Origin of the sequence: Frigoribacterium sp. Leaf415, assembly GCF_001424645.1 — a bacterium.
In the GTDB taxonomy this organism is placed as follows: domain Bacteria; phylum Actinomycetota; class Actinomycetes; order Actinomycetales; family Microbacteriaceae; genus Frigoribacterium.
Map to the genome: position 1 here is coordinate 2255631 of NZ_LMQR01000001.1, position 21245 is coordinate 2276875.

Consider the following 21245-nt stretch of genomic DNA (forward strand, 5'->3'; position numbering starts at 1 on the left):
GCCCCCTCCCGTGCGCCCGGCGCCCGACGCCCGACGCCGAGTGGGCAGAAGATGCTGCTCACGGCCCCGTGACGAGCACATCCTGCCCACTCGACCCCGTGTCACGGGTCCCGGCCAGTGGCCGCCCGACCGTTCGGCCGCCGAGTGGGCAGAAGATGCTGCTGCCGCGCCCGCGAGGAGCATCTCCTGCCCACTCGCCGCTCCGCAGCTCGATCCGGTACGTACCGGATCAGAGACAGGCCGCACAGCACACACCGGCCGTACGCTGGACGCGTGACTCCGACCGACCCCGCACCCTCTCCCGCCCCGGCCCGAGGCGGCCCGGTCGCCGCCCTCGACGTGGTGCGGTTCGTCACGCTGATCCTCGCCTTCCTGAGCCTCGGGTTCTGGGGCTACCTCGCCTGGCCGTTCCCGTTCCCGTCGCTGGCGTTCATGATCGGGGCGCCCCTGTTCGCGATCGTCGTGTGGGGCCTCTTCCGCTCACCGCGCGCACCGATCCCGACCGACGCCGTCGGCAAGGCGCTCGTCGAGATCGCGATCATGGGCGCCGTGGTCGCGGCCTGGGCCATGCTCGGCTACCCCATCGTCGCCGTGGCGTTCGCCGTCCTGGCCGGCGTCACGGGCGTCCTGGCCTTCCGTCGCGAGAACCGCCGGGGGGCCCGCCGATGACCACCACCCTGTTCACGGACGCCCGCAAGGTCGACGCCGACGGCGAGGTCGACGGCTTCTGGATGCTCGTCGACGGCGACGTCATCGTCGCCACCGGTTCGACGGTGCCGGGGTCGCGCGCGGCGGCCGAGGTGACGGGCGCGGTCGACGCGACCCGCGCCTCCCCGGGGTCGTCCTCGGGTGCACCCGACGACCCGACCGCAGGAGGCGCGGTGCCACCCCCGGCGGATGTCACGGTCGACCTCGCGGGCGCCACGCTCACCCCGGGGCTGATCGACCTGCACACGCACGGCGGCGGCGGGCACGCCTTCGACGGCGGGCCGGACGACCTCGACGCCGGTCTCGCCCTGCACCGCCGGCACGGCACGACCCGTTCACTGATCAGCCTCGTCGCGAACCCGGTGCCCGTGCTGTCCCGGTCGCTCGGGCTGGTCGGCGACCTCATGCGCCGTGACCCGCTCGTGCTCGGGGCCCATCTCGAGGGGCCGTTCCTGGCGCCCGACCGGCGGGGAGCCCACGCCCCGCACTTCCTGCTCGAACCCGACGCGGCCACCGTCGAGAGCCTGCTCGAGGCCGGCGACGGCATCGTGCGGCAGGTCACCATCGCCCCCGAGCTGCCCGGCGGGCTCGACGCGATCGACCGGCTCGTCAGCTCGGGCGTGGTCGCCGCCGTCGGGCACACCGAGGCCGACTTCGACCTCGCCCGCGCGGCGTTCGACCGCGGCGCGAGCCTCGTGACCCACGCGTTCAACGCCATGGCCGGCATCCACCACCGCGACCCCGGGCCGCTCGTCGCGGCGGTCGGCGACGAGCGCGTGACGATCGAACTGATCCTCGACGGCGTGCACGTGCACCCGGCCGTCGCCGACCTCGTGCTGCGGTCGGCCCCGCGGCGGGTCGCCCTCATCACCGACGCGATGGCCGCGGCCGGAGCCGCCGACGGCGACTACCGCATCGGCGAACTCGCGGTCACGGTCGAGCACGGCGTCGCCACGCTCACCGGCACGTCGACCATCGCGGGCTCGACCCTGACGCAGGACGCCGCCCTGCGCATCGCGGTCCTGCAGACGGGGCTCTCGGCCGTCGACGCCGTCGCGGCGCTCACGCTCGTGCCGGCCCGCGTGCTCGGCCTCGACGCCGGGGGCAGGCGAGTGGGCACGCACGCCGCGCAGGCCGGCGTCGCGCGCACGGCGCAGAGCCCGGCGCTGGGCATCGCGCCGGCCGGTGCCGCACGCACGGCGCAGGGTGCGGCGCAGGCCGCCGCGGCCGGGCCGCCGCTCGGCCGGCTGGCCCCCGGGCACGCCGCCGACGCCGTCGCGTGGCACGACGACTGGACGGTCGCAAGGGTCTGGGCCGCCGGCCGCGAACTGCCCGTCGGCTGATCTCCGGCACCGCCCCGCCCAGCCCAGCCCCGCCCAGCCCCGCCCCTCACGACACTGCACCGCGATTCGTGCACGACACCGCGACTAGTTGCGGTGTCGTGCACGAAACGCGGTGCAGTGAGTCGGAGCCGTGGGCCGTGGTGCTCGTCGAGCAGCCCTACCCCTTCAGGTCGGGGAAGTCCGCCTCGCGCCACTCGGCCGCAGCCCGCTCGCCCGACCGGGCCAGCGCCTCCTCGCGGTCGCGCAGCTCGACGCGGCGGATCTTCCCCGAGATCGTCTTCGGCAGCTCGGCGAACTCCACCCGGCGCACCCGCTCGTAGGCGGGCAGCGACACCCGGGCGTGCGCCAGCACGGCCCGCGCGGTCTCGGCGTCGGGCGCCCACCCCTCGGCCAGGGTCACGTACGCCTTGACGATGTTCAGCCGGGTGTCGTCGGGAGCCGGCACGACCGCGGACTCGGCGACGGCCGGGTGCTCGATCAGCATGCTCTCGACCTCGAACGGCGAGATCTTGTAGTCCGACGACTTGAAGACGTCGTCGGTGCGCCCGACGAACGTGATCATGCCGTCGGCGTCGCGCACGGCCACGTCGCCGGTGTGGAACAACCCGTCGCGCATCGACGACTCGGTGCGGGCGGCGTCGCCGAGGTAGCCGGTCATCAGGTTGACGGGCCGCGTGGTGAGGTCGAGGCAGACCTCGCCCTCGTCACCGACGACGCCCGTGACGGGGTCGACCAGCACGACCTCGACGCCGGGCAGGGCGCGCCCCATCGAGCCGGCCTTGATGGTGCCGCCCGGCGCGTTCGCGACGATGGCGGTCGTCTCGGTCTGCCCGTACCCGTCGCGGATGTCGAGACCCCAGCCCTGCTGGACCCGCCCGATCACCTCGGGGTTGAGCGGTTCGCCGGCCGACAGCGCCTCGCGGAGGGCGCTCGGCCGCGAGCCCAGCGACGACTGGATCAGCATGCGCCACACGGTCGGCGGCGCACAGAACGAGGTCACCCGGGCGCGCTCGAGCTGGTCCCGGAGCTCGGCCGGCCGGAAGCGCCCGTAGTTGTAGACGAACACGGTGGCCTCGGCGGTCCACGGTGCGAAGAAGCAGCTCCAGGCGTGCTTGCCCCAGCCCGGCGACGAGATCGTCATGTGCACGTCGCCCGGCTGCACGCCGAGCCAGTAGGTCGTGGTCAGGTGCCCGACCGGGTACGAGGCGTGCGAGTGCACGACCATCTTCGGCTTGCTCGTCGTGCCCGACGTGAAGTAGACGAGGCAGGCGTCCTCGGTCGCGGTCGCGACGTCGGGGCGAGCCCAGGAGGCGCGGTGCGAGTCCCCGAAGGACGTCCAGCCCGCGGGGGCCTCGTCGCCCTCGGGGACGACGGCGATCCGCGTGACGGCCTCGACCCCCTCCACCCCGGCGAACGCGGGGGCGTCGGACGCGTTGGCGATCACGTGCCGGACGAGCCCCCGGTCGATGCGGTCGGCGAGGTCGGCACTGCCGAGCACGGTCGACGTCGGCAGGATGACCGCGCCCACCTTCATCACGGCGAGCATCGCCTCCCACAGCTCGACCTGGTTGCCCAGCATCAGCATGACGTGGTCGCCCATCGCGACGCCGAGGTCGTGCAGCCAGGCGGCGACCTGGTCGCTGCGGCGGCGCATGGCGTCGAACGACACCCTCTGCTCGGAGCCGTCCTCCTCGACGATCCACAGCGCCGTACGCTCGTTGTCGCGCGCGATCACGTCGAACCAGTCGGTCGCCCAGTTGAAGCGGTCGCCGACGTCCGGCCAGCGGAACTCGTCGCTCGCCCGGTCGAGGTCGTGCCCGAGCCCCAGCAGGTGGTCGCGGGCCGCCCGGTAGGCGGCGGTGGCCGGGGCCTCGGTGGGTGCGGGTGCGTCGGCGGGTGCGGCGGGCGTGTCGGCGGATGCGGGTGCGTCGGACATCCCGCCATCATGCACCCCGCCCCATGCCGGGCCCGGCATGAGCCTCCCGGCCCCTCGAGATGTCACGACTTGCCGCTCACCCATGAACATGAGCGGCAAATCGTGACATCTCGAGGGACGGGGGCGGGGGCAGGAGGCGCGGGTCGGGTGACCGGGAGCGCCCGGCAGGCGGGCGGGCCGCTCGCCTAGGGTCGTGACATGACGAACGACGCGACCCGCGCCTCCTCATCCGCAGCCACGTCCGCCCGCTCGCGGCCCGCCCTCGAGATCGCGGTGACCAGCGCCGCCGGAGCCGTCACGGCCCGCGACGGCGGAGCCGACCGCGTCGAACTGTGCAGCGCCCTCGAGCTCGGGGGCGTCACCCCGTCGCAGGGGCTGGTCGAGGCGACCGTCGCGACGGGCGTGCCCGTGCACGCGCTGGTGCGGTGCCGTCCCGGCGGTTTCGTGTACGACGCGGACGAGCTCGACGTGATGGTGCGCGAGATCCGGGCGCTCGTGCGGTCGGGCGTGGCCGGCGTCGTCGTGGGCGCGCTGCGCGAGGACGGCTCGCTCGACGTCGACGCCGTCCGCTGGTTCGTCGAGGCCGCGCTCGACGCCGCGGCACATCAGCCGCGCACGACACCCCAGGAACCCGCCGAGACCCCAGCTCGCGCCCCGGGGTCTCGGCGGGTTCCTGGGGTCTCACCGCTGGAGCCGCGCCCGCTGGAGATCACCGTGCACCGGGCCGTGGATCGGGCGGCGGACCCGGTGGCGGCGGTGGCGGCGCTCCCGGGGCTGGGCGTGACGCGGGTGCTGACGTCGGGCGGGGCGTCCAGGGTCGGGGCGGGTCTGGCGTCGGGGGTGCTGCCGCGCATGGTCGAGGTGGCCGGCGACGTGCAGGTGATGGCCGGGGGCGGGGTGCAGCTCGGCGACGTCCCGGCACTCGTGGCCGCGGGGGTCGACGCCGTGCACCTCTCGGCGAAGCGGGCGCAGGCCGTCCGCGCCTCCTCGTCCCGGTCGGGGACGACCGTGTCGCTCGGCACCGAGGCGTCGACCGACTCGTGGTTCGAGACCGACCCCGAGCTGGTCCGCGCCGCCCGTCACGCCCTCGACCAGGCCTGAGGCCGCGGCCGACCGCGACACGGCCGCGCACCGGCGACGCGACCCGTCCCGGTGTCCCGACCCGCGCCTCCTGCCCACCTCCGGCCCACCTCGACGACCGCCCCCGGTCGCGGGGGTGCACAGTGGAGCGATGACATCGACGTCCCTCCTCGTGATCGGCGGCACCGGGCAGATCAGCGCCTCGGTCGTGCGACAGGCCCTGCGCGACGGCCTGGCCGTGACCGTGCTGAACCGCGGCAGCACCACGATCCGGCCCGTGCCCGCGGGCGTCGAGCAGCTCGTCGCCGACGTCCGGGACGAGGAGGCGCTGGTCGCCGCCCTCGACGGACGTCGCTTCGACTCCGTGGCCGACTTCCTGACGTTCACGCCCGACCAGCTCGCGTCGATGTTGCGGGTCGTGGCCCCGCTCACCGATCAGTACGTGTTCATCGGCTCGGCCTCGGCGTACCAGAAGCCGCCGGTGTCGTTGCCGATCACCGAGGCGACGCCGCTGTTCAACCCGTGGTGGTCGTACTCGCGCGACAAGATCGCCTGCGAACGCCTGCTGCGCGACGAGCACCTCGCCGGGCGGGTGCAGGCGACGGTCGTGCGCCCCTCGCACACCTACGACGAGACGGCCGTGCCGTTGCTCGGCGGCTGGACGACCATCGAGCGCATGCGACGTGGAGACCCGGTCGTGCTGCACGGCGACGGCACCTCGCTCTGGGCGCTGACCCACTCGGCCGACTTCGCCCGCGCCTTCGTCGGGTTGCTCGGGCACCCCGGAGCCCTGGGCGAGGCCTTCCACATCATGTCGCCCGAGCTGCTCACCTGGAACATGATCGCCCGCGACCTCGCCGACGCCGCGGGGGCGTCGCTGCACGTCGTCCACCGCACGACGCAGGTGCTCACCGACGAGGTGCCCGAGTGGACGGCCGACCTGTGCGGCGACCGCAGCCACCCGGCCGTGTTCGACACGTCGAAGATCCGCGCGTTGGTGCCCGGTTGGGAGGCGCGGGTCCCCTTCGCCGAGGGAGCCCGCCAGATCGTCGCCTGGCACGACGCCGACGCCTCGCGCCGCACGGTCGACCCCTGGGTCGACGACGCCTACGAGCGGCTCGTCGCGCTGTAGCCCGAGGCCCGGACCGAGGAGCAGCACGAGGTGCCGTGCGGCTGTCGTGCCGATCCGTCGCTCAGCGGGCGTTCCATGCGTCGACGAGCGCCTGGGTCCGGGCGCGCGACCGGTCGGGGTCCTCGTCGCGACCACCCGAGGCGTCGACGTCGGCGGTCGTGAGGCGGGCTGCCGACACGAAAGAGACGAAGAACCGCTCCGACGCCTCGTCACCGGCCCTGCCCGCGAAGCGGTACGACACGGCGGTACCGTCCGCCGCATCGGCGGTGGCCGCGACGAGGGCGGCGAGCCCGGTCTCGTCGAACCGATCGTCCACGGAGACGTCGAGGGCGCCGTCGTCACGGACGTAGGTGAGGCCGGCCCTCGGGTCGTCGAGCAACCCGAGGAGTCCGGGCAGCACGTCGACCACCCGGGACGCCGGAGCGTCCTGCACGTCGACGCCCCCACCCCGAGGAGTCCCCTTCGCGTCCCGCGCCGTGAGGCTCAAGCCCAGAGTCACCGACCCCGCACCGGGTGACCCGGCGACGGCCTCCTGCAGTCGGACCGGCAGGGAGGGGTCGTCCGACGACGCCGTGAGTGACGACGGGCCGACCGCCACGTGGGACCAGGCGACCTCCCCGACCAGGGCGTCGAACAGCGACCGTCCCGGTGACCCCGGCCCGCCCGCCGTGCGGATCTCGACGTCGTCGTAGGCGAGTCGGAGGTCGCCGACGCTCTCGGCACCCGGGACGGCACGAACGATGTCGTCGACCGGATCGACGTCCGACAGACCCGCGACACCGATCGTGGCCGAGACCGCACCCGGTACGACTGCGGCATCGGGGTCGACCGCCGTCTGGTCGTCGGTGCTCCACGGGGTGACGGCCCACCCCTCCACGCCGTCCACCGCCTCCAACCCGTCCAGCCAGGGCAGCACGGGGGCGATTCCTCCGACGGTGTCCTCCACGGCAGGACCCGACACGCTCCGGGTGCCGGCCACCTGGTCCGAAGAGGACGACGCGCGAGCCCGGGCCAGCCCCTCGGCGGATGCCTCGACGCCGCCCGCGGGCGCCACGACGGTCAGCGTTCCGCCGGCGGGCACAGTCGGGGCCCAGGTGTCCCAGACCGTCGAGACCCGCGCCTCCGGTCCGCGCCGGACGACCACCGTCGAGATGCCCCCCAGGTCGACGTGGACGTCGACGCCGACCACGTCCGGGTCGGCGGCCGACTGGGCGACGAGCGCGAGCGACTCGTCGAGCTGGCCGGGCTCGTCGGGGACGACGAGCCCGCCGGTGGGTCCGTCGACGGACACGTCGAACCGGTCGTCGGGGCGATCGTCGATCCAGGACCACACGGCGCGAGCGACCCGGTCGACGTCCTGTGCGTCGGAGTCGTCGTCGAGCACGACCCGGGCGTTGCCGACCGAGTCGTCGGAGAAGGGGTTGGCCGCGTTCGTCAGCACGGCGTCCTGGTCGGTCACCCGGGCGACCCCGTCGAGCGCCTCGGCCCACGCCGTGAACTCACGGAGCGGTCCCACCGCGTCGGGCCGGTACACGCAGCCGCTCGTCGCCAGCACGGCGAGTGCCACCACGGCGAGGACGACCTGCCTGCTTCGGATCACGCCTCGACCCTAGCGCCGGGCGATCGCGGCCTTCGCGCCGCTCGACCCGCGTCTCGGGCGACCGGCCCCCTCGTCGCACCGCCGACTGAACGTGGCACCGGCCACATCGGCGGTGCGATGTTCAGTCGGCGGTGCGACGCAGCGCGGGCGCGGGCGCGGCGGTCGGGGCGCCGGCAGCGGCAGCCGGCTCCGAGCCGGCCTGCCCCACGCCGAGGGGCAGCGTCAGCCGGAACACCGCGCCGGGCCGGCCGGACCCGGACGCCTCGCAGACCAGGTCGCCGCCGTGGGCCCGGGCGAGACCGCGGGCGATGGGCAGCCCCAGGCCCGCGCCTCCGTCCCCGGACCGCCGGGCCTCGTCGAGCCGGACCAGTCGGTCGAACACCCGCTCGCGGTCGACGTCGGGCACGCCCGGGCCGTCGTCGGACACGAACACGGCGACCTCGTCGGCCCTCGACGCGTCGAGCCAGAGCGTCACCTGACCCGTGCCGGCCGTCGCCCGGGCCGCGTTGTCGACCAGGTTGCCGACGATCTGCGAGACCCGCTCCGCGTCGGCGGCGACCACGACGGGGCCGTCGGGCAGCACGACGCGCAGGTCGAGCGACGGCCGCCGCAGCCGGTGGCGTTCCACGTCGGCGAGCAGCGACGCCCCGAGGTCGACGGGGGCGACGTCGAGCGAGATGCCCTGGTCGACGCGGGCCATCAGCAGCATGTCGTCGATCAACCGGGAGGCGCGCTCGGCCTCGCGCACCACGTGCGTCGCCAGCCGCTCGCGTTCGTCGGCCGTGCCGGGCGACCGCACGAGGGTGTCGGCCGCGGCGCGCATGCCGGCGACGGGGGTGCGCAGTTCGTGGGCGGCGTCCGACACGAACGCCCTCACCCGTGTCTCGGCGTCGAGGGCCGTCCGCTCGGCCCCCTCGACGCCGTCGAGCATCTCGTCGAAGGCGACGGCGACCCGACCGATCTCGGTGTCGCGTCGGGCCGGTCGCAGGCGTCGACCGCGGTCGCCGTGGGCGATCGACCGGGCGACGGTCGTCATCCGGTCGAGCGGCCGCAACGTCGCCCGCACCACGAGGGCGAGGCCGATCGCCGCGATCAGCAGGAACGCCGCGGAGGCGCCGATCATCACCCAGCGCAGCTGCACCAGGGTCTCGCCCACCGACCGCGAGTCCGTGGTCAGCGTGATGGTGGACCCGTCGCTGAGCTGCGAGACGAGCGTGGTCACCTCGTCGTCGCTCCGCACCTCGGACGAGGTGACGGTCGTCGCGTCGGACGAGGAGGCGCTGCCCGCGTCCCCGGAGTCGGTGCCGGTCGCGCCCGTGCCGGTCGCGCCGGTGCCGGTGCCGTCCTGCGTGTCGGTGCCCGCGCCTCCTCGTCCGTCGTCGAGGCCCGAGGCCGGGCCGCCGCGACCGGGGCCTCCCTCGCCGAGTGAGGGCGGACCGTCGCGCAACTGGTCGGGGCTCGGGCCGGCGACGATGGCGTCGCCGTTCGCGTCGCGGATGACGACCGAGAGTCCCTGGGCCGAGAGCCGGTCGGCGAGTTCGTCGCCGTCGACCGTGCCCACCAGGGCGGCGGCGGCCGCGGCACGGTCGGACAGCCGGTCGACGACCTGGGCGCGGAGCCGCTGGCCGAGGGTGAGCTCGACCGTCACGGCGAGCGCCGCCAGCAGGACGGCAAGCAGCAGCAGCACGGCGACGACCGTGCGGACGCGCAACGAGCCGGTGCGCAGCCCGGGGGCGGCGGTGTCGGGGGCCGACGCCGCGCCTCCTCGGGGGTGGTGTCCCGTCGAGAGCGCGGCGGGGCGGCGGCGCGTCACGCGCTCATCCGGTAGCCGAGGCCGCGGACGGTGTGGATCAGGCGGGGGCCGCGGGTCTCCATCTTGCGGCGCAGGGCGCTGAGGTGCACCTCGACGAGGTTGGGGTCGTAGTCGTCGTAGCCCCAGACCTGAGTGAGGATCTGCGTCTTCGAGACGGTGCGTCCGCGACTCTCGGCGAGGAAGCCGAGCAGGCGGAACTCGGTCGCCGTGAGGTCGAGCGGTTCGCCGCCGCGCGTGATGCGGGCCGCCTCGGGGTCGAGCACGAGGTCGCCGATCTCGATCACCGAGGGGATGCGACCGCGGCGGCGCAGGACGGCCGTGACCCGGGCGATCAGCTCGGCGACGGCAAACGGCTTGACCACGTAGTCGTCGACGCCCTCCGAGAAGCCGCGCAGCCGGTCGTCGACCTCGTCGCGGGCGGTCAGCATGACGACGGCGGCGTCGGACGAGGTGCGGATGGTGCTCGCCAGGCGGATGCCGCTCGCCCCGGGCAGCATCCAGTCGAGCACGACGAGGTCGGGCACGAACGCCTTCAGCTGCTCGGGCAGGTCCGCGCCGTCGGCCAGACCGTGCACGGCGAAGCCCTCGGCGCCGAGCGCGGTGACGACGGCGGTGCGGATGGTCTCGTCGTCGTCGATCACGAGGACGCGGGCGGGGCTGAGCATCCTCCGCACGGTAGGGGCCCTCGGTGGGTGGAAGCTATGGACGGGCTGGAGGCGCGGTGTGGGTCGGGTCGTCGGTGACGTCGAGGTCGGGGTCGAGGTCGGGGTCGAGGTCGGGGTCGAGGTGGGCGAGGACGAACGGATCGACGCAGCCTCGGGCGAAGCCACGGATGCGTCGGTCGATGTCGCGCTGCAGGAGGACGGCACCGATGCGCTCGGCCACCGGCGCCAGCCACCTGGGCTTGCACGAGAAGTTGTAGCGCCACACGGCCTCGGTCGAGGTCGGGTCACCGTCGACCTCGCGGAACCGCCATCCCCCGCCGAGGCGCTCGAAGAACCACGACCCCTTCGTCATCTTCATCCCGACGTTCGTCGGCGGGTTGTACGAGACGTACTCGCTCTCCATCCGGAACCCGAACCGCTGCACGGTGAAGGTCCGGACCCCCTTGGCGGCCCGTGTCGCTCCGCCGACGAGGTACTGCCGCCGGATGAAGGGGTCCCACCGCTTGCGTGCCTCCCCCTGGGTCTGGGACACCGCGAAGGCGACGCGCACGTCGACGGGGACGACACACCGGGACTCGACGACAGGCATGGGTTCATCGTCGCACCTCGGGGCGTCCGGGCGACGGCTCGCGACTGGTCAGTGGTCGAGAGCGCGTCGACGATCGTTCGAGTCGTAGTGTTCTCCCCACACGGGGGTGCAGTCGTACCGCCCGGAAGAAGGGGGACTCCATGTCGGACATCATCTCGGTCGCGGAGCACAAGAAACGCGTCCGGTTCAGGCTCCGCCTCCAGTTCGTCGCCTTCGGCGCGGCCCTGGTCGGCCTGATCTGCTTCGGGATCGTCCTGCAGGCGAACGTGCAGAGCGCGGTCCTCGGCGGCATCGGTCTCGCCGGTCTCGGCGTCGCGATCATCTTCTACGTGTGGTCCCTGATCTACGGCTTCATGATCGCCGCGAAGCGACCCACGCCCCCGAACCTCCGCTAGCGACGTCGGTCGCCGCCGAGACCCGCAGGCACGATCTGCTCCACCAGGAGGTTTATGCGCGCCTCCTGGAGGTCGGGCCGCAACCGGGCACCGCGCTGCAACACGACGAGGCCGTGCAGGCCGGCCCAGAACGTCTCCGTCAGCAGCTCGACGTCGTCGTGCCCGGCTCGCGGTTCGAGGACGGCCCTGAGTTCGGCGAAGGCGGACGAGGGTGCCGGGGCGGAGCCGTTTCCGAAACGCAGGCGTGTCGCTCTGCCGAACATCGCCTCGTAGACGGCGGGGGCGTCGGTCGCGAAGGCGGCGTAGCGGCGGGCGACGGCGGTGGGCGCATCACCCGGCGCGACCGTCGTGCGCGCCTCGTGCAGACCGGCCGCGAGTTCGGCGAAGCCCTCGAGGGCGACGGCGTCGGCGATCTCGTCGAGCGAGGCGAAGTGCTTGTAGATGACCGATTGGCTGTACTCGATCTCGGCCGACAGGCGGCTCGCCCGGGGCGCCCCGTCGACCATTCGCTCGACGACGCCGTCCTGGCCACGACGCTGGATCTCATCGCGGAGAACCCGCTCGAAGGCGTCACCCTCGATGCCGTCGCCGCTCGGACCGGCAGAGCCAAGACGACGCTGTACCGTCGCTGGGCCACGAAGGACGCCCTGGTCGTTGCGGCGGTCCGCTCGATGGGCCGCCCGCCCGAGGCTGAGCACCCCCCGCGCCGAGGCTCCCTCCGCGCGGACCTGCTGGCGGTCGTCGACTCGCCTTGGCTCGGCGGGACGGCGAGGCGACTCGCACTCTTCGCCGGCCTCGCGACGACGGCGAGCCACGTGACGGGCCTCGATGCGGTCGTCCGGACCGAGATCACCGAGCCCTACGTCGAGATCTATCGGCGACTCCTGACCCGGGCGATCGACGAGGACGAGGCACCCGAAGAACTCCGGAGTCGGGTCGACACCCTCGCCGCCGTCATCCCCGCGATGAGCAGCCTCCGGTTCGGGCTCGACCACACGACCACGGGACGCGAATTCTTCGTCGCCGTCGTGGACGACGTCGTCCTCGCAGCCGTCCGCGGTACACGAGCCACCGCCTAACCACCTGCCGACACCGGCACAACCGACCGCCGCGGCGTGGAAAGATCAGGACCGACCTGTCGACCCCGATCCCCGAACCCCGAGGAGCACCGTGCTCGCACGCGACGTGACCGAGAAGAGATTCACCCCGACCCGCTTCCGCGAGGGTTACGCGATGGACGACGTGGACGCGTTCCTCGAGCGCATCCACGCGACCCTCACGGCCTACGAGCAGGGGACCGCCGTCGATGTCCTGGCGGACGTCGACGTCGTGAACGCACGATTCCAGCCGACGAAGTTCCGGGAGGGGTACAGCCAGGACGAGGTCGACGATTTCCTGGACGAGGTCGTCGCCGAGCTGAGGCGCCGCGAATCGGCCGGAGGCCGCTGACCGCGTCTGGCTTTCGCGTCAGCCGCGCTGTCACGCCGTCGCGTCAGCCGCGCTGTCGCGTCAACCGCGGGCGTGGCGCACGTACGCGACGATCGCGTTGGCGTGACCGTGACCCAGGCCGTGCTCGGACTTCAGCCACGACACCACCTGCATGTGCGTGTGTTCGTCCTCGTCGAGGCGTTCGGCGGTCAGGTCGAGCCACTGCTGGATCGGGCGACCGTGGGTGCGCTCGATGCTCGGGAAGTACGACGCCGGGCCCGTGACCTTCTGGCCGTCAACCGGCGGATCGGGTGCCAGGACTCGTCGCTCCGCCATGCGGTGACGGTAGCAGCCGAGGGCGCCGTGTCGAGATCCTTCGCGTGCCCTAGGGTCGCCTCATGTCGAGGGAACGTCGGAGGCGCCAACTCGTCGCCGGTGGCGTGACGGCGACCGTCTCCCTCGTGGCGTTCGCCGCAGGCGACCTGGTGGCGGCTGCCTGGCCGTCGGCATCGGGGCCCGTCGGCGCCGTCAGCTTCGGGGCGTTCCTGGTCTCGCTCTGGTTCTTCCTCACGGTCATCGCCGAGCGGGATGGCCCGCGGTCGACGCCCTCCGAGGCCATGACAAGGACGGTGCTGCCGCCGATCCCTGCGACCGACCCGGTCTGGCGCATCCGGGAGGAGCGGTTCGTGCCGATCTTGCGACGCGTCGGTGTCGACGAGACCCTCGACCTGCTGCTCGTCCACGATCGTGGTGAGAACGCACGGGGCGACGAGCGCCAGATCGTCGTCGCGCTCTCCGCCCGAGATCTCGTCACGATGTCGAGTGCCCTGCGGGCCGTCGTCGTCGACCCCCACCTGGTCGACACCGACAGAGTCATCGGCGTGTCGTCACGGGAAGCCCTCGCCTGGGCGCGTCGAGCGGATCGAGCCGCCCGTGACGCGCCCGCACCGGGACCTCTCGGCGTCGAGTCGGTGGGGGTCCGCCGCATCGGCTGGACAGCCTGGGCCCTCGAGCAAGATCACCCGGTCGGGGTCGGAGAAGCACCGGACGCCTGGTTCGTCATTCCGGTCGACCAGCTCGAGTTCGTCACGAATGCGGTCCGGCACGCGGCCCGGACGGCATCGCCCGCCGGTTCGCCAGGAGTCGACGTGCCGGAACTCGACGAGGGGATCGTCAACGAGGTGGCGTGGCGTCTCACCCGCGTCCTCCGAGATGCCCGGGAATCCGACCCGCGCCCCGTTCCCGCGCTTCCCGTCGGTCGGCGCGTGTCACCCCGGCCCATCCGGGCCGACGTCACCTGGATGCTCGATGCGACCGACGTCCAGACTCGCCTGATGCCGGGCTGGAGCTATCGCCCGCTGGTCTGGCTCGGCTCCGGCCGGCCCGACTTCGATGCCGGCGAGGCGACCCTCGACGGAGTGCTCGTGGGGGCCGTCTGCTCGTGGGTCGGCGGCGACGACAGCAAGGACCGGGTCGAGCTACGGTTCTGGGCCGAGGTCGACCTCGGCGACCTGGTCACGCGGGGCAGTCCGGTGATGCTGCTCGAGGGGCAGCGCACCGTGGCCCGAGGAGTCGTGGCCGACGACGCGACTTAAGCCCCGCTTCAGATTCGGTTCCGAGAGTGGTGTGTGCCGGCGGGAACGCCCCGACCGCCAGCCGCCTCGCGGCTCGCCCGGCACCCCACATCTGGAGACACCATGGCGAAGGACACCACCCCCGACGGCCGCGACGACCGTCGCGACGAGAACACCCCCTCGCAGGACGACGCGTGGGCCGAACGGTTGCGCCGCGAGGACGAGGACCAGGACGCCCGCGCCACCACGGAGCTGCCGGCCGCGACGCCCGGGCAGCCGACGGCCCCGACCACGCCGATCGTCGCCGACGACCAACGCACCCGAGAGCTGCCCGCGGACGGCAGTGCGTTCCGGACCGCGTCGTCGGCGGAGGCCGCCGGGACGACCACCCGTCGCCGCCCCACCAAGCGCCTGCTCGTCGGCATCGGCATCGCGGCGGCCGGGCTCGCCCTGGTCGGCACCAGCACCGCCGTCGCCGTGTCGAACGCCGGGAGCTCGACCAGTGCCTCGTCGACCGCGACTCCGGGGCAGGACGACGCGGCGAACCAGGGCGACGGCTCACGACAGGAGCCCGGAGGCCGAGGCTCCGACGACGGCGCCACCGGTGCCCCCACGGACGCTCCGACCCCGCCGGCCGTGGGCGACGACTCGGACGGGAGTGCTCCTGCCGAGGGCACCGGCCCTGACGGGAAGGCCCTGCCGACCCCGGGCACCGGCCCCGACGGTGAGGCCCTGCCGACCCCCGGCGACGGCCCCGACGGTGAGGCTCTGCCGACCCCCGGCACGGGCCCCGACGGCAAGGCCCTGCCCGAGGCCCCCGAGGGCGGGCCTGCGGCTGGCGGGCCGAAGGGTGGCCCGGGCCACGGCCCCGGCGAGAAGGGCGGCCCGAAGACGGACTCCGGCGACACCGAGGACGACTCCGACCGCCCCACCCCGCCGACCGACGCGCCCACCCCTCCCGCGGACGCGCCCACGTCGAGTGACTCACCCGCCGAATCCGACTCGGGTAGCTGACTCGACGACCCGTCGAGCAACACCGACCCCGAGCGGTCCTGGCCTAACCTCGTGACATGAGCGGTGCCCGGTCGAGACCCACACGGTTCCTGACGATCGCGATCGGTTGCGTCGCAGCCCTCGTCGCGGGTGTCGTGGTGGTCCGCACGGGCCTCACCCTGGTCGACGAGTGGATGCCCGCCGGCCCGCAGGCCGAATGGTCGTACCTGCTCGTCGCGCTGCACGGACTCTCGGTGTGGCTCGGCTGTTCGGCCCTGGCGGTCGTGGCCGCACTCAGAACCGAGTGACGATGCCGCCCTCGACCACGGGTGGCACACCGCGGCGGTCGGCCGAGCCCCGCACCGTGGCGATCTCGTTCCACTTGTCGATCGTGGTGCAGGGGTGCGAGACGCCGAGCCGCACCAGGTCGCCGACCTGCAGCCCCGACGACGGCTCGAGCCGCAGGAAGGCGTGCTGGTCGTTCAGCGCCGACACGTGCGACCCGTCGAGAACCCCGGGGAGGCGCCGGTCGGCCGCCTGCGGACGCCACGCCTCGAGCGGCACCGGGAACCCCTCGTCGTCCGACGTGTCGCGACGCCCGACGTTGAGCAGGGCCAACCCGGGCTCGGGACGGGACACCACGGACGCCCACAACTCGAGGGCCGGCAGGAACGAGGGCCCGGCCGAGGCCTCGGCGCCGGGCCCGGTCGGGGACGAATCGGCGGGCTCGGCGTACGGCTCCTCGGACCGCTCGGCCCCGAACCCCTCGGCCGCTCCGTCGAACCCGGTGAGCTCGCCGTCGGTCGGACCGCCCATCTCGCGATCGGCCTGCGACCCCGCGGAACCGTCGCCGACGACCACCGTGACGTCCGCGTCGACGCCACCCGCGCCTCCTGCGGTCGTCGGCCCGGTGTCGCGGGCGAACGGCGTCAACCGGCGGTAGAGGTCGTGGTCGTGGGCGACGTACGAACCCGACCGCAGCACGACGCGTGTGCGCGGCCCCTGCAGCCCCGACGGGTCGTGCCGGTCGCCGAGCACGGCGACGACGCGGTCGAAGTACACGCTGCCGCCGGCGGTGAGCACCACGTCGTGACCGGACGTCAGCCACGGGTCGAAGGCGGGGGCTCCGATGCCGTCGAGCACGTCGAGGAGGCCCCGCAGGTACTCGTCGACCACGGCGATGCCGGCCGCGTCGACGTCGTGAGTGAGGGCGCCCTCGTAGCCGGCCACCCCGGCCAGGACGAGGTGCGGTGAGGCCGCTACGGCCTCGGCGACGAGCAGGGCCTCACGCACCGAACGGGCTCCGGTCCGACCGAGCGGCGACCCGAACTCGACCAGCACGGCGAGCGGACGCTCGGCCTCGGCCCGCGCCAGGGCGGCGTCGACGAGCCGCACGGTCTCGACCGAGTCGACCCACATGAGCACGTCCGTGCCGGGTGCGGCTAGCGCCGCCAGGGTCGCGGGCGCGAACGCGGTGCCGGCCAGGATGACGTTCGGCACCAAGGCCTCGCGGGCGACGGCGACCTGGAACGCCGTCGCGAGCGTGATGCCCCAGGCCCCGGCGTCGAGCTGCCGCCGCCAGATCTCGGGCGCCATGGTGGTCTTGCCGTGCGGCGCCAGGTCGACCCCGGCCTCGCGGCACCAGGCGGCCATGGTCACGACGTTGTGATCGAGGGCGTCGAGGTCGATCGTGAGCAGCGGGGTCGCGAGGTCGATCAGCGGGACGGGCCGGGGTTCGCGGCCGAAGCCGACCTTGGTGATCGACGTGACGGCGGGGGCGGGCGGGGTCGAGGGTGACGTGGTCATGGTGCCTTCCGACGGGGCGGGTGGGGTGGTGCTGCGGTCAGACCGTGTGTCGGTGCCTGACGGTAGTTTTGCAGTCACCCCCGACACGCGACACATCACGTCGGGTCCACAGACCATCGATCAGAGAAGAGCAGACCTGTGAGCGAGAAGACCGAAGTCCGCACCGGCGGCGCACCCACCCCCATCTCGACCTTCTCGCAGGGCGTGCTGAAGAACGGCTTCCTCAGCGTGTCGGGCCAGGGCCCGCAAGACCCCGCCACGAGCGAGTACCTGCACCCCGGCGACCTGACGTCACAGACCGTCCGCACGCTCGACAACGTCAAGGCGATCGTCGAGGGCGCCGGCGGCACGTTCGACGACGTCGTCTCGCTGCGCGTCTTCCTGACCACGCGCGACGACTTCGCCGAGATGAACGCCGCGTACGAGACCTACCTGCTGCAGAACGTCCCGAGCGGCGTGTTCCCCACCCGCACGACGGTGTTCGTCGAGCTGCCGCACGAGGCCATGCTCGTCGAGATCGACGCGCTCGCGATCCTCAGCTGACGCCCTGCGGCCCTGCGGCCCTGCGGCTCAGCGGCTCAGCGGCCCTGCCGCGCGGCCGCACTGCCGCACTGCCGCGCGTCGAATGCGGGCGAGTTCGTGTGTTCCGGGCCGGCACGATCGCCCGTCCACCCCGAACACGCCCGTGTTCAGAGGGCCGCGGCGTCCAGGCGGCACCACGGCAGGAGGCGCGGGTCAGCCCGCCGCGCCGGTCACGACCACAGTCTTCCGTGACCACGTCGAGACGGTCAGCTGGGCCAGCATGAAGCGCGCCACGTCGGCCCGGGTCACGTGGCTGCCTGCCCCCTGGGGCAGCCGCTCCCCCGTGGCGAGCGACCCGGTCGCCGGGTCGTCGGTGAGGCGCGTGGGGTAGACGAGCGTCCAGTCGAGGCCGCTCTCGCGCACCTCGGCGTCGGCGACCTCCTTGGCGGCATAGACCTTGCCGAGCATGGTGTGGAAGAACATCTTCTGCAGGGTGTTCGCGTCGGCCTGACTCTCGCCGACGCCGAAGGCCGAACAGACGACGAGGCGGTCGACCGCGGCGTCACGCATCGCCGGCAGCAGGGCGCGGCCGACCTCGACCTCGACCGGGTGCCGCATGTTCCGCGAGCCGACCGCGTTGAGCACGGCGTCCTGGCCGGCGACCGCGGCGCGGACGGCCTCGGCCGAAGTCGCGTCCCCGGTGAGCACCCGGACGCCGTCGGTCACGTCGAGGGTGGACGAGTCCCGGACGAGCACCGTCACCTCGTGCCCCGCCGACAGGGCGACCCGCAGGACGTGGGAGCCCGTGCCCCCGGTCGCTCCCAGCACCAGAACCTTCATCGCGCCTCCTGTCGTTCAGGAAAGCGAACACCGCCCGGCCAAGAGCGGGCCGAGAACAGGCCGAGAGCTCCACCGCCGAACCTTCACCCGCTCGAACCCGACCCCCGGGCACCCTGGATGCGCGCCGAACCCGACCTCCGGGCACCCGGATGTGTGCAAATCCCGACATCTTCGGGCCGGCACGCCGCTCATCTTCCCCCCGAGGCGGCAAGTCGCCCGCCGGTTGTCGCGATGTGCACACGTCGGCGGCAAATCCGGGGGCGGGGGCTGGGCGTGCGGGGCGCGGGTCAGCGGAGGCGGCGGCCGGCGGCCCAGAGGCCGATCAGCCCCGAGGGGCCGAGGCGCGGCGTCGCGTAGGTGGCCCGGTCGGCGTAGGCCCTGGGATCGATCAGCTGCAGGTCGGCGACGGCCCCGGGGTCGATGCCGAGCGCGCCTCCTGCACCGCCGACGGGCGCACCACCAGCCACGCCGCGACCGCCCAGCCCGAACCGCGAGGAGGCGCGGGTCGACATGCGTGCGATCGCTTCGCCCCGGGACAGCACGGCCCGCGGCCCCGACCCGGCGTACTCGTCGAGCACGCGCGAGAACGTGCCGTACAGCCGCGGGTGCACGGTGCCGGTCTCGCGCGGCAGACCGTCCGACCCGACCAGGGTGTGCGGCCAGGCCAGGGCCGTCCGCATGCCCTCGAGGTCGGTGTGGAACACGATGACGGTGAGGGCGCCCTGCTCGGCGAGGACGAGGTCGGCAAGCACTTCGCGCGGGTCGGCACCGACCGACGCGGCGATCTCGGCCACCGACCGGCCCTCGAAGGCCGCGTGCTCGGGTCGCGTGAACCCCGCCAGCGAGATCCGTGCGGGGCCGATCGCGGCGTACTGGTTCTCGAGCGTCGTCTCGGCCCAGGGCTCGAGCAGCCCGTCGAGCACCTGACGCCGCGAGCGCGTGCCGGGCCGGAGCGCCTCGAGCAGGCTCTCGACCCCGCGGTCGGCCGTGGCCGGAGGGAACAGCGACGCGACCGTCGTGCTGCCCGCGTCGTACGGGTAGACGTCCGCGCTGACGTCGACCCCCGAGTCGCGCAGGGCGTCGAGGTGCTCGACGATCGCGGGCATGCCGCCGACGTTCCGCGGTCCGGTCACCTTGAGGTGGCTGATGTGGACGGCGGCCCCGGTCTCGCGTCCCAGCGAGGCCAGCTCGTCGATCGAGTCGCGGAGACCGTCGGCCTCGTTGCGGACGTGGGCGACCAGCAGCGTGCCCCGCACCGCGCACTCCCCGGCCAGGGCGACGAGCTCGGGCCGGTCGGCGGCGTCGCCGGGTGCGTACATCAGGCCGAGCGAGACGCCGAGGGCCCCGGCGTCGAGCGCGTCACCCACCGACGCCGCGATGAGCGACCGCTCGGCGGCGTCGGCCGGACGTCGCTCGAAGCCGAGCACGCCCGCCCGCAGCGGTGCGTGCGGCACGAGGGTCGCCGCGTGCAGGCCGAACCGCCCGTCAGCGTCGCCGTCGGCCAGCGTCCGCACGTAGTCGGCGAACGTCGCCCATCGTCGCGCAGGGAACCCGCCGAGCACCGGCCGCGAGTAGTCCTCGAGCGAACGGTCGTCGGGATCGGTCGGCGACGGTGCGACGCCCTGGCCGCAGTTGCCGACGATCGTGGTCGTCACGCCCTGCCCGGTCTTGGGCGCGACCCCTCCCGGGCGGAAGAGCGCCGCGTCGTCGTGCGCGTGCACGTCGACGAACCCCGGCAGCACGTCGAGCCCGCTCGCGTCGACCACCTCGACACCGTCCGGCACCCCGGACGAGGAGGCGCGGTGCCCGTCACCGACGGACGTCACCGCCCCGACCCCCACGGCCGTGACCACCCCGTCGCGCACGACGACGTCCGCGACGCGACCCGCGCCTCCGGACCCGTCCCAGACCGTCCCGCCCGCGAGCACCACCGTCGTCACGAGGGCACCGCCGCCGTCACGAGGGCACCGCCGCCGTCACGCGAGCACCGCGGTCATCGCCAGGAGGGCCGGGCTACTCGAAGCGCTGCCACACGGGCTTGTTCGCGTACGTGTAGCGGTAGTAGTCCGCCAGCTGCAGGTCGGCCGCGGCGGCCTCGTCGACCACGATCGTCGCGTGCCGGTGCAGCTGCAACGCGCTGCCCGGGCACATCGCGCTGAGCGGCCCCTCGACCATGCCCGCGACGGCCGCCGCCTTGGCCGTCCCCTGCGCCACGAGCACGACCTCGTGCGCGTCGAGGATCGTGCCGAGCCCCTGGGTCAGGCAGTGCGTGGGCACCTGTGACGGGTCGTCGAAGAAGCGTGCGTTGTCGGCTCGGGTCTGCGGCGCGAGCGTCTTGATGCGGGTGCGCGAGGCGAACGACGAGGTGGGCTCGTTGAAGCCGATGTGCCCGTTCGCGCCGATGCCGAGGATCTGGATGTCGATGCCGCCCGCGTCGACGATGGCCTGCTCGTAGTCGACGACGGCCGCCTCGATGTCGCTCGCTCGGCCGTCGGGCACGCGCACCTTCGACGCGTCCATGCCCAGCGGCACGACGACGTCGCGCTCGATCACCGACGCGTAGCTCTCGGGATGCTCGAGCGGGATGCCGACGTACTCGTCGAGCGCGAACCCGGAGGCGCGGCCGAAGTCGAGCTCGCCCGCCGCGACCCGGGCCGCGAGCGAGGCGTAGATGCCGGTCGGCGACGACCCGGTCGCGAGGCCCAGCACGGCCTCGGGCTCGCGCTGCACGACCGACGCGATCTTGAGGGCGGCGACGCGGCCGACCTCGTCGGAGTCGCGGACGATGATGATCTCCATGGGGGTCTCCTTGCTGACGCGG

At 73.7% G+C, this 21245-nt stretch carries 21 protein-coding genes and 2 pseudogenes; 12 read left to right on the forward strand and 11 right to left on the reverse strand.

From position 1 onward, the window contains the following. The first annotated feature begins 273 nt into the window (after nt 1-273). Together ASG28_RS10420 and ASG28_RS10425 are read left to right on the forward strand one after the other, a co-directional pair. A complete protein-coding gene (locus ASG28_RS10420) occupies nt 274-669 on the forward strand; it encodes a YrdB family protein (RefSeq protein WP_082454566.1) in 396 nt (131 codons plus the stop codon). After that, nucleotides 666-2051 carry an N-acetylglucosamine-6-phosphate deacetylase gene (locus ASG28_RS10425; RefSeq protein ID WP_055974802.1) on the forward strand — a complete coding sequence of 462 codons (1386 nt, stop codon included), beginning with the start codon at nt 666-668 and terminating at the stop codon, nt 2049-2051. The genes ASG28_RS10420 and ASG28_RS10425 overlap by 4 nt, the downstream gene beginning before the upstream one ends. 157 nt (nt 2052-2208) lie before the next feature. Here the strand turns inward: ASG28_RS10425 and ASG28_RS10430 are convergent, their stop codons facing one another. Continuing rightward, nucleotides 2209-3987 (reverse strand): AMP-binding protein, encoded by a 1779-nt coding sequence (locus ASG28_RS10430; RefSeq protein WP_082454567.1) that lies wholly within the window; start codon nt 3985-3987, stop codon nt 2209-2211. A 198-nt stretch (nt 3988-4185) separates the two neighbouring features. On the opposite strand from ASG28_RS10430, the gene ASG28_RS10435 reads away from it, so the two are divergent. Together ASG28_RS10435 and ASG28_RS10440 are read left to right on the forward strand one after the other, a co-directional pair. Continuing rightward, the gene (locus ASG28_RS10435) at nt 4186-5088 is read left to right on the forward strand and encodes a copper homeostasis protein CutC (protein ID WP_055974805.1); all 903 of its coding nucleotides are present in this window, start codon (nt 4186-4188) and stop codon (nt 5086-5088) included. A gap of 130 nt (nt 5089-5218) precedes the next feature. Further along, nucleotides 5219-6199 carry an NAD-dependent epimerase/dehydratase family protein gene (locus ASG28_RS10440; RefSeq protein ID WP_043593424.1) on the forward strand — a complete coding sequence of 327 codons (981 nt, stop codon included), beginning with the start codon at nt 5219-5221 and terminating at the stop codon, nt 6197-6199. A 61-nt stretch (nt 6200-6260) separates the two neighbouring features. Here the strand turns inward: ASG28_RS10440 and ASG28_RS10445 are convergent, their stop codons facing one another. The 4 genes from ASG28_RS10445 to ASG28_RS10460 all read right to left on the reverse strand — a co-directional run bounded on the left by ASG28_RS10445 (nt 6261) and on the right by ASG28_RS10460 (nt 10866). Beyond that, nucleotides 6261-7799, reverse strand: a complete 1539-nt coding sequence (locus ASG28_RS10445; protein WP_055974808.1) for a hypothetical protein — start codon at nt 7797-7799, stop codon at nt 6261-6263. 121 nt (nt 7800-7920) lie between these two features. Next, nucleotides 7921-9612, reverse strand: coding sequence for a sensor histidine kinase (locus ASG28_RS10450; protein ID WP_082454568.1), 1692 nt, complete (start codon nt 9610-9612; stop codon nt 7921-7923). Next, nucleotides 9609-10277 (reverse strand): response regulator transcription factor, encoded by a 669-nt coding sequence (locus ASG28_RS10455; RefSeq protein ID WP_055974811.1) that lies wholly within the window; start codon nt 10275-10277, stop codon nt 9609-9611. Before ASG28_RS10455 ends, ASG28_RS10450 begins: the two co-directional genes overlap by 4 nt. Before the next feature lie 34 nt (nt 10278-10311). Further along, nucleotides 10312-10866 carry an SRPBCC family protein gene (locus ASG28_RS10460; RefSeq protein ID WP_082454569.1) on the reverse strand — a complete coding sequence of 185 codons (555 nt, stop codon included), beginning with the start codon at nt 10864-10866 and terminating at the stop codon, nt 10312-10314. 140 nt (nt 10867-11006) lie between these two features. On the opposite strand from ASG28_RS10460, the gene ASG28_RS10465 reads away from it, so the two are divergent. Beyond that, a complete protein-coding gene (locus ASG28_RS10465) occupies nt 11007-11261 on the forward strand; it encodes a hypothetical protein (protein WP_055974815.1) in 255 nt (84 codons plus the stop codon). Here the strand turns inward: ASG28_RS10465 and ASG28_RS16055 are convergent. After that, nucleotides 11258-11767, reverse strand: coding sequence for a TetR-like C-terminal domain-containing protein (locus ASG28_RS16055; RefSeq protein ID WP_082454570.1), 510 nt, complete (start codon nt 11765-11767; stop codon nt 11258-11260). The two genes, ASG28_RS10465 and ASG28_RS16055, sit on opposite strands and share 4 nt — an antisense overlap. On the opposite strand from ASG28_RS16055, the gene ASG28_RS17100 reads away from it, so the two are divergent. The 3 genes and pseudogenes from ASG28_RS17100 to ASG28_RS16920 all read left to right on the forward strand — a co-directional run. Beyond that, on the forward strand, nt 11693-12340 hold the full coding sequence (locus ASG28_RS17100; protein ID WP_055977485.1) for a TetR/AcrR family transcriptional regulator: 648 nt from the start codon (nt 11693-11695) through the stop codon (nt 12338-12340). The two genes, ASG28_RS16055 and ASG28_RS17100, sit on opposite strands and share 75 nt — an antisense overlap. 106 nt (nt 12341-12446) lie before the next feature. Next, nucleotides 12447-12524 (forward strand): annotated as a pseudogene (locus tag ASG28_RS17015) (DivIVA domain-containing protein); the annotation flags it as partial. Between the two features lie 48 nt (nt 12525-12572). Beyond that, nucleotides 12573-12686: pseudogene (locus tag ASG28_RS16920) on the forward strand (DivIVA domain-containing protein); the annotation flags it as partial. Nucleotides 12687-12770: 84 nt separating this feature from the next. Here ASG28_RS16920 and ASG28_RS10485 read toward each other — a convergent pair. Next, the gene (locus ASG28_RS10485; RefSeq protein ID WP_055974824.1) at nt 12771-13025 is read right to left on the reverse strand and encodes a DUF4287 domain-containing protein; all 255 of its coding nucleotides are present in this window, start codon (nt 13023-13025) and stop codon (nt 12771-12773) included. A 62-nt stretch (nt 13026-13087) separates the two neighbouring features. Between ASG28_RS10485 and ASG28_RS10490 the strand changes: the two genes are divergently transcribed. The 3 genes from ASG28_RS10490 (at nt 13088) to ASG28_RS10500 (ending at nt 15564) form a co-directional block, all read left to right on the forward strand. Then, nucleotides 13088-14284 (forward strand): hypothetical protein, encoded by a 1197-nt coding sequence (locus tag ASG28_RS10490; protein WP_157485697.1) that lies wholly within the window; start codon nt 13088-13090, stop codon nt 14282-14284. A 102-nt stretch (nt 14285-14386) separates the two neighbouring features. Continuing rightward, the gene (locus ASG28_RS10495) at nt 14387-15277 is read left to right on the forward strand and encodes a hypothetical protein (RefSeq protein ID WP_055974829.1); all 891 of its coding nucleotides are present in this window, start codon (nt 14387-14389) and stop codon (nt 15275-15277) included. A gap of 56 nt (nt 15278-15333) precedes the next feature. After that, the gene (locus ASG28_RS10500; RefSeq protein ID WP_055974833.1) at nt 15334-15564 is read left to right on the forward strand and encodes a hypothetical protein; all 231 of its coding nucleotides are present in this window, start codon (nt 15334-15336) and stop codon (nt 15562-15564) included. Here ASG28_RS10500 and ASG28_RS10505 read toward each other — a convergent pair. Continuing rightward, nucleotides 15551-17062, reverse strand: coding sequence for an alanine racemase (locus tag ASG28_RS10505; RefSeq protein WP_055974835.1), 1512 nt, complete (start codon nt 17060-17062; stop codon nt 15551-15553). The two genes, ASG28_RS10500 and ASG28_RS10505, sit on opposite strands and share 14 nt — an antisense overlap. A gap of 138 nt (nt 17063-17200) precedes the next feature. On the opposite strand from ASG28_RS10505, the gene ASG28_RS10510 reads away from it, so the two are divergent. Then, entirely contained in the window at nt 17201-17605 is a 405-nt protein-coding gene (locus ASG28_RS10510) for a RidA family protein (RefSeq protein ID WP_055974838.1), read from the forward strand. Between the two features lie 192 nt (nt 17606-17797). On the opposite strand, the gene ASG28_RS10515 is transcribed toward ASG28_RS10510, so the two are convergent. From ASG28_RS10515 to nagB, 3 genes are all read right to left on the reverse strand, one after another. Further along, a complete protein-coding gene (locus ASG28_RS10515) occupies nt 17798-18424 on the reverse strand; it encodes an NAD(P)-dependent oxidoreductase (RefSeq protein ID WP_055974840.1) in 627 nt (208 codons plus the stop codon). A gap of 287 nt (nt 18425-18711) precedes the next feature. Continuing rightward, complete coding sequence (locus ASG28_RS10520) at nt 18712-20364, reverse strand: N-acyl-D-amino-acid deacylase family protein (protein WP_055974843.1); 1653 nt, start codon at nt 20362-20364, stop codon at nt 18712-18714. A gap of 73 nt (nt 20365-20437) precedes the next feature. Continuing rightward, nucleotides 20438-21223, reverse strand: coding sequence for a glucosamine-6-phosphate deaminase (gene nagB / locus ASG28_RS10525; RefSeq protein WP_055974848.1), 786 nt, complete (start codon nt 21221-21223; stop codon nt 20438-20440). Between the last annotated feature and the right edge of the window lie 22 nt (nt 21224-21245).

What these genes read in the sequence shown, in the direction of transcription:
- ASG28_RS10425 (WP_055974802.1), top strand. Translation starts at nt 666, where the DNA reads ATGACCACCACCCTGTTCACGGACGCCCGCAAGGTCGACGCCGACGGC.
- ASG28_RS10515 (WP_055974840.1), bottom strand. Translation starts at nt 18,424, where the DNA reads ATGAAGGTTCTGGTGCTGGGAGCGACCGGGGGCACGGGCTCCCACGTC.
- ASG28_RS10490 (WP_157485697.1), top strand. Translation starts at nt 13,088, where the DNA reads ATGTCGAGGGAACGTCGGAGGCGCCAACTCGTCGCCGGTGGCGTGACG.
- ASG28_RS16055 (WP_082454570.1), bottom strand. Translation starts at nt 11,767, where the DNA reads ATGGTCGACGGGGCGCCCCGGGCGAGCCGCCTGTCGGCCGAGATCGAG.
- ASG28_RS10485 (WP_055974824.1), bottom strand. Translation starts at nt 13,025, where the DNA reads ATGGCGGAGCGACGAGTCCTGGCACCCGATCCGCCGGTTGACGGCCAG.
- ASG28_RS10460 (WP_082454569.1), bottom strand. Translation starts at nt 10,866, where the DNA reads ATGCCTGTCGTCGAGTCCCGGTGTGTCGTCCCCGTCGACGTGCGCGTC.
- ASG28_RS10505 (WP_055974835.1), bottom strand. Translation starts at nt 17,062, where the DNA reads ATGACCACGTCACCCTCGACCCCGCCCGCCCCCGCCGTCACGTCGATC.
- ASG28_RS10435 (WP_055974805.1), top strand. Translation starts at nt 4,186, where the DNA reads ATGACGAACGACGCGACCCGCGCCTCCTCATCCGCAGCCACGTCCGCC.
- ASG28_RS10465 (WP_055974815.1), top strand. Translation starts at nt 11,007, where the DNA reads ATGTCGGACATCATCTCGGTCGCGGAGCACAAGAAACGCGTCCGGTTC.
- ASG28_RS10440 (WP_043593424.1), top strand. Translation starts at nt 5,219, where the DNA reads ATGACATCGACGTCCCTCCTCGTGATCGGCGGCACCGGGCAGATCAGC.
- ASG28_RS10495 (WP_055974829.1), top strand. Translation starts at nt 14,387, where the DNA reads ATGGCGAAGGACACCACCCCCGACGGCCGCGACGACCGTCGCGACGAG.
- nagB (WP_055974848.1), bottom strand. Translation starts at nt 21,223, where the DNA reads ATGGAGATCATCATCGTCCGCGACTCCGACGAGGTCGGCCGCGTCGCC.
- ASG28_RS10500 (WP_055974833.1), top strand. Translation starts at nt 15,334, where the DNA reads ATGAGCGGTGCCCGGTCGAGACCCACACGGTTCCTGACGATCGCGATC.
- ASG28_RS10455 (WP_055974811.1), bottom strand. Translation starts at nt 10,277, where the DNA reads ATGCTCAGCCCCGCCCGCGTCCTCGTGATCGACGACGACGAGACCATC.
- ASG28_RS10430 (WP_082454567.1), bottom strand. Translation starts at nt 3,987, where the DNA reads ATGTCCGACGCACCCGCATCCGCCGACACGCCCGCCGCACCCGCCGAC.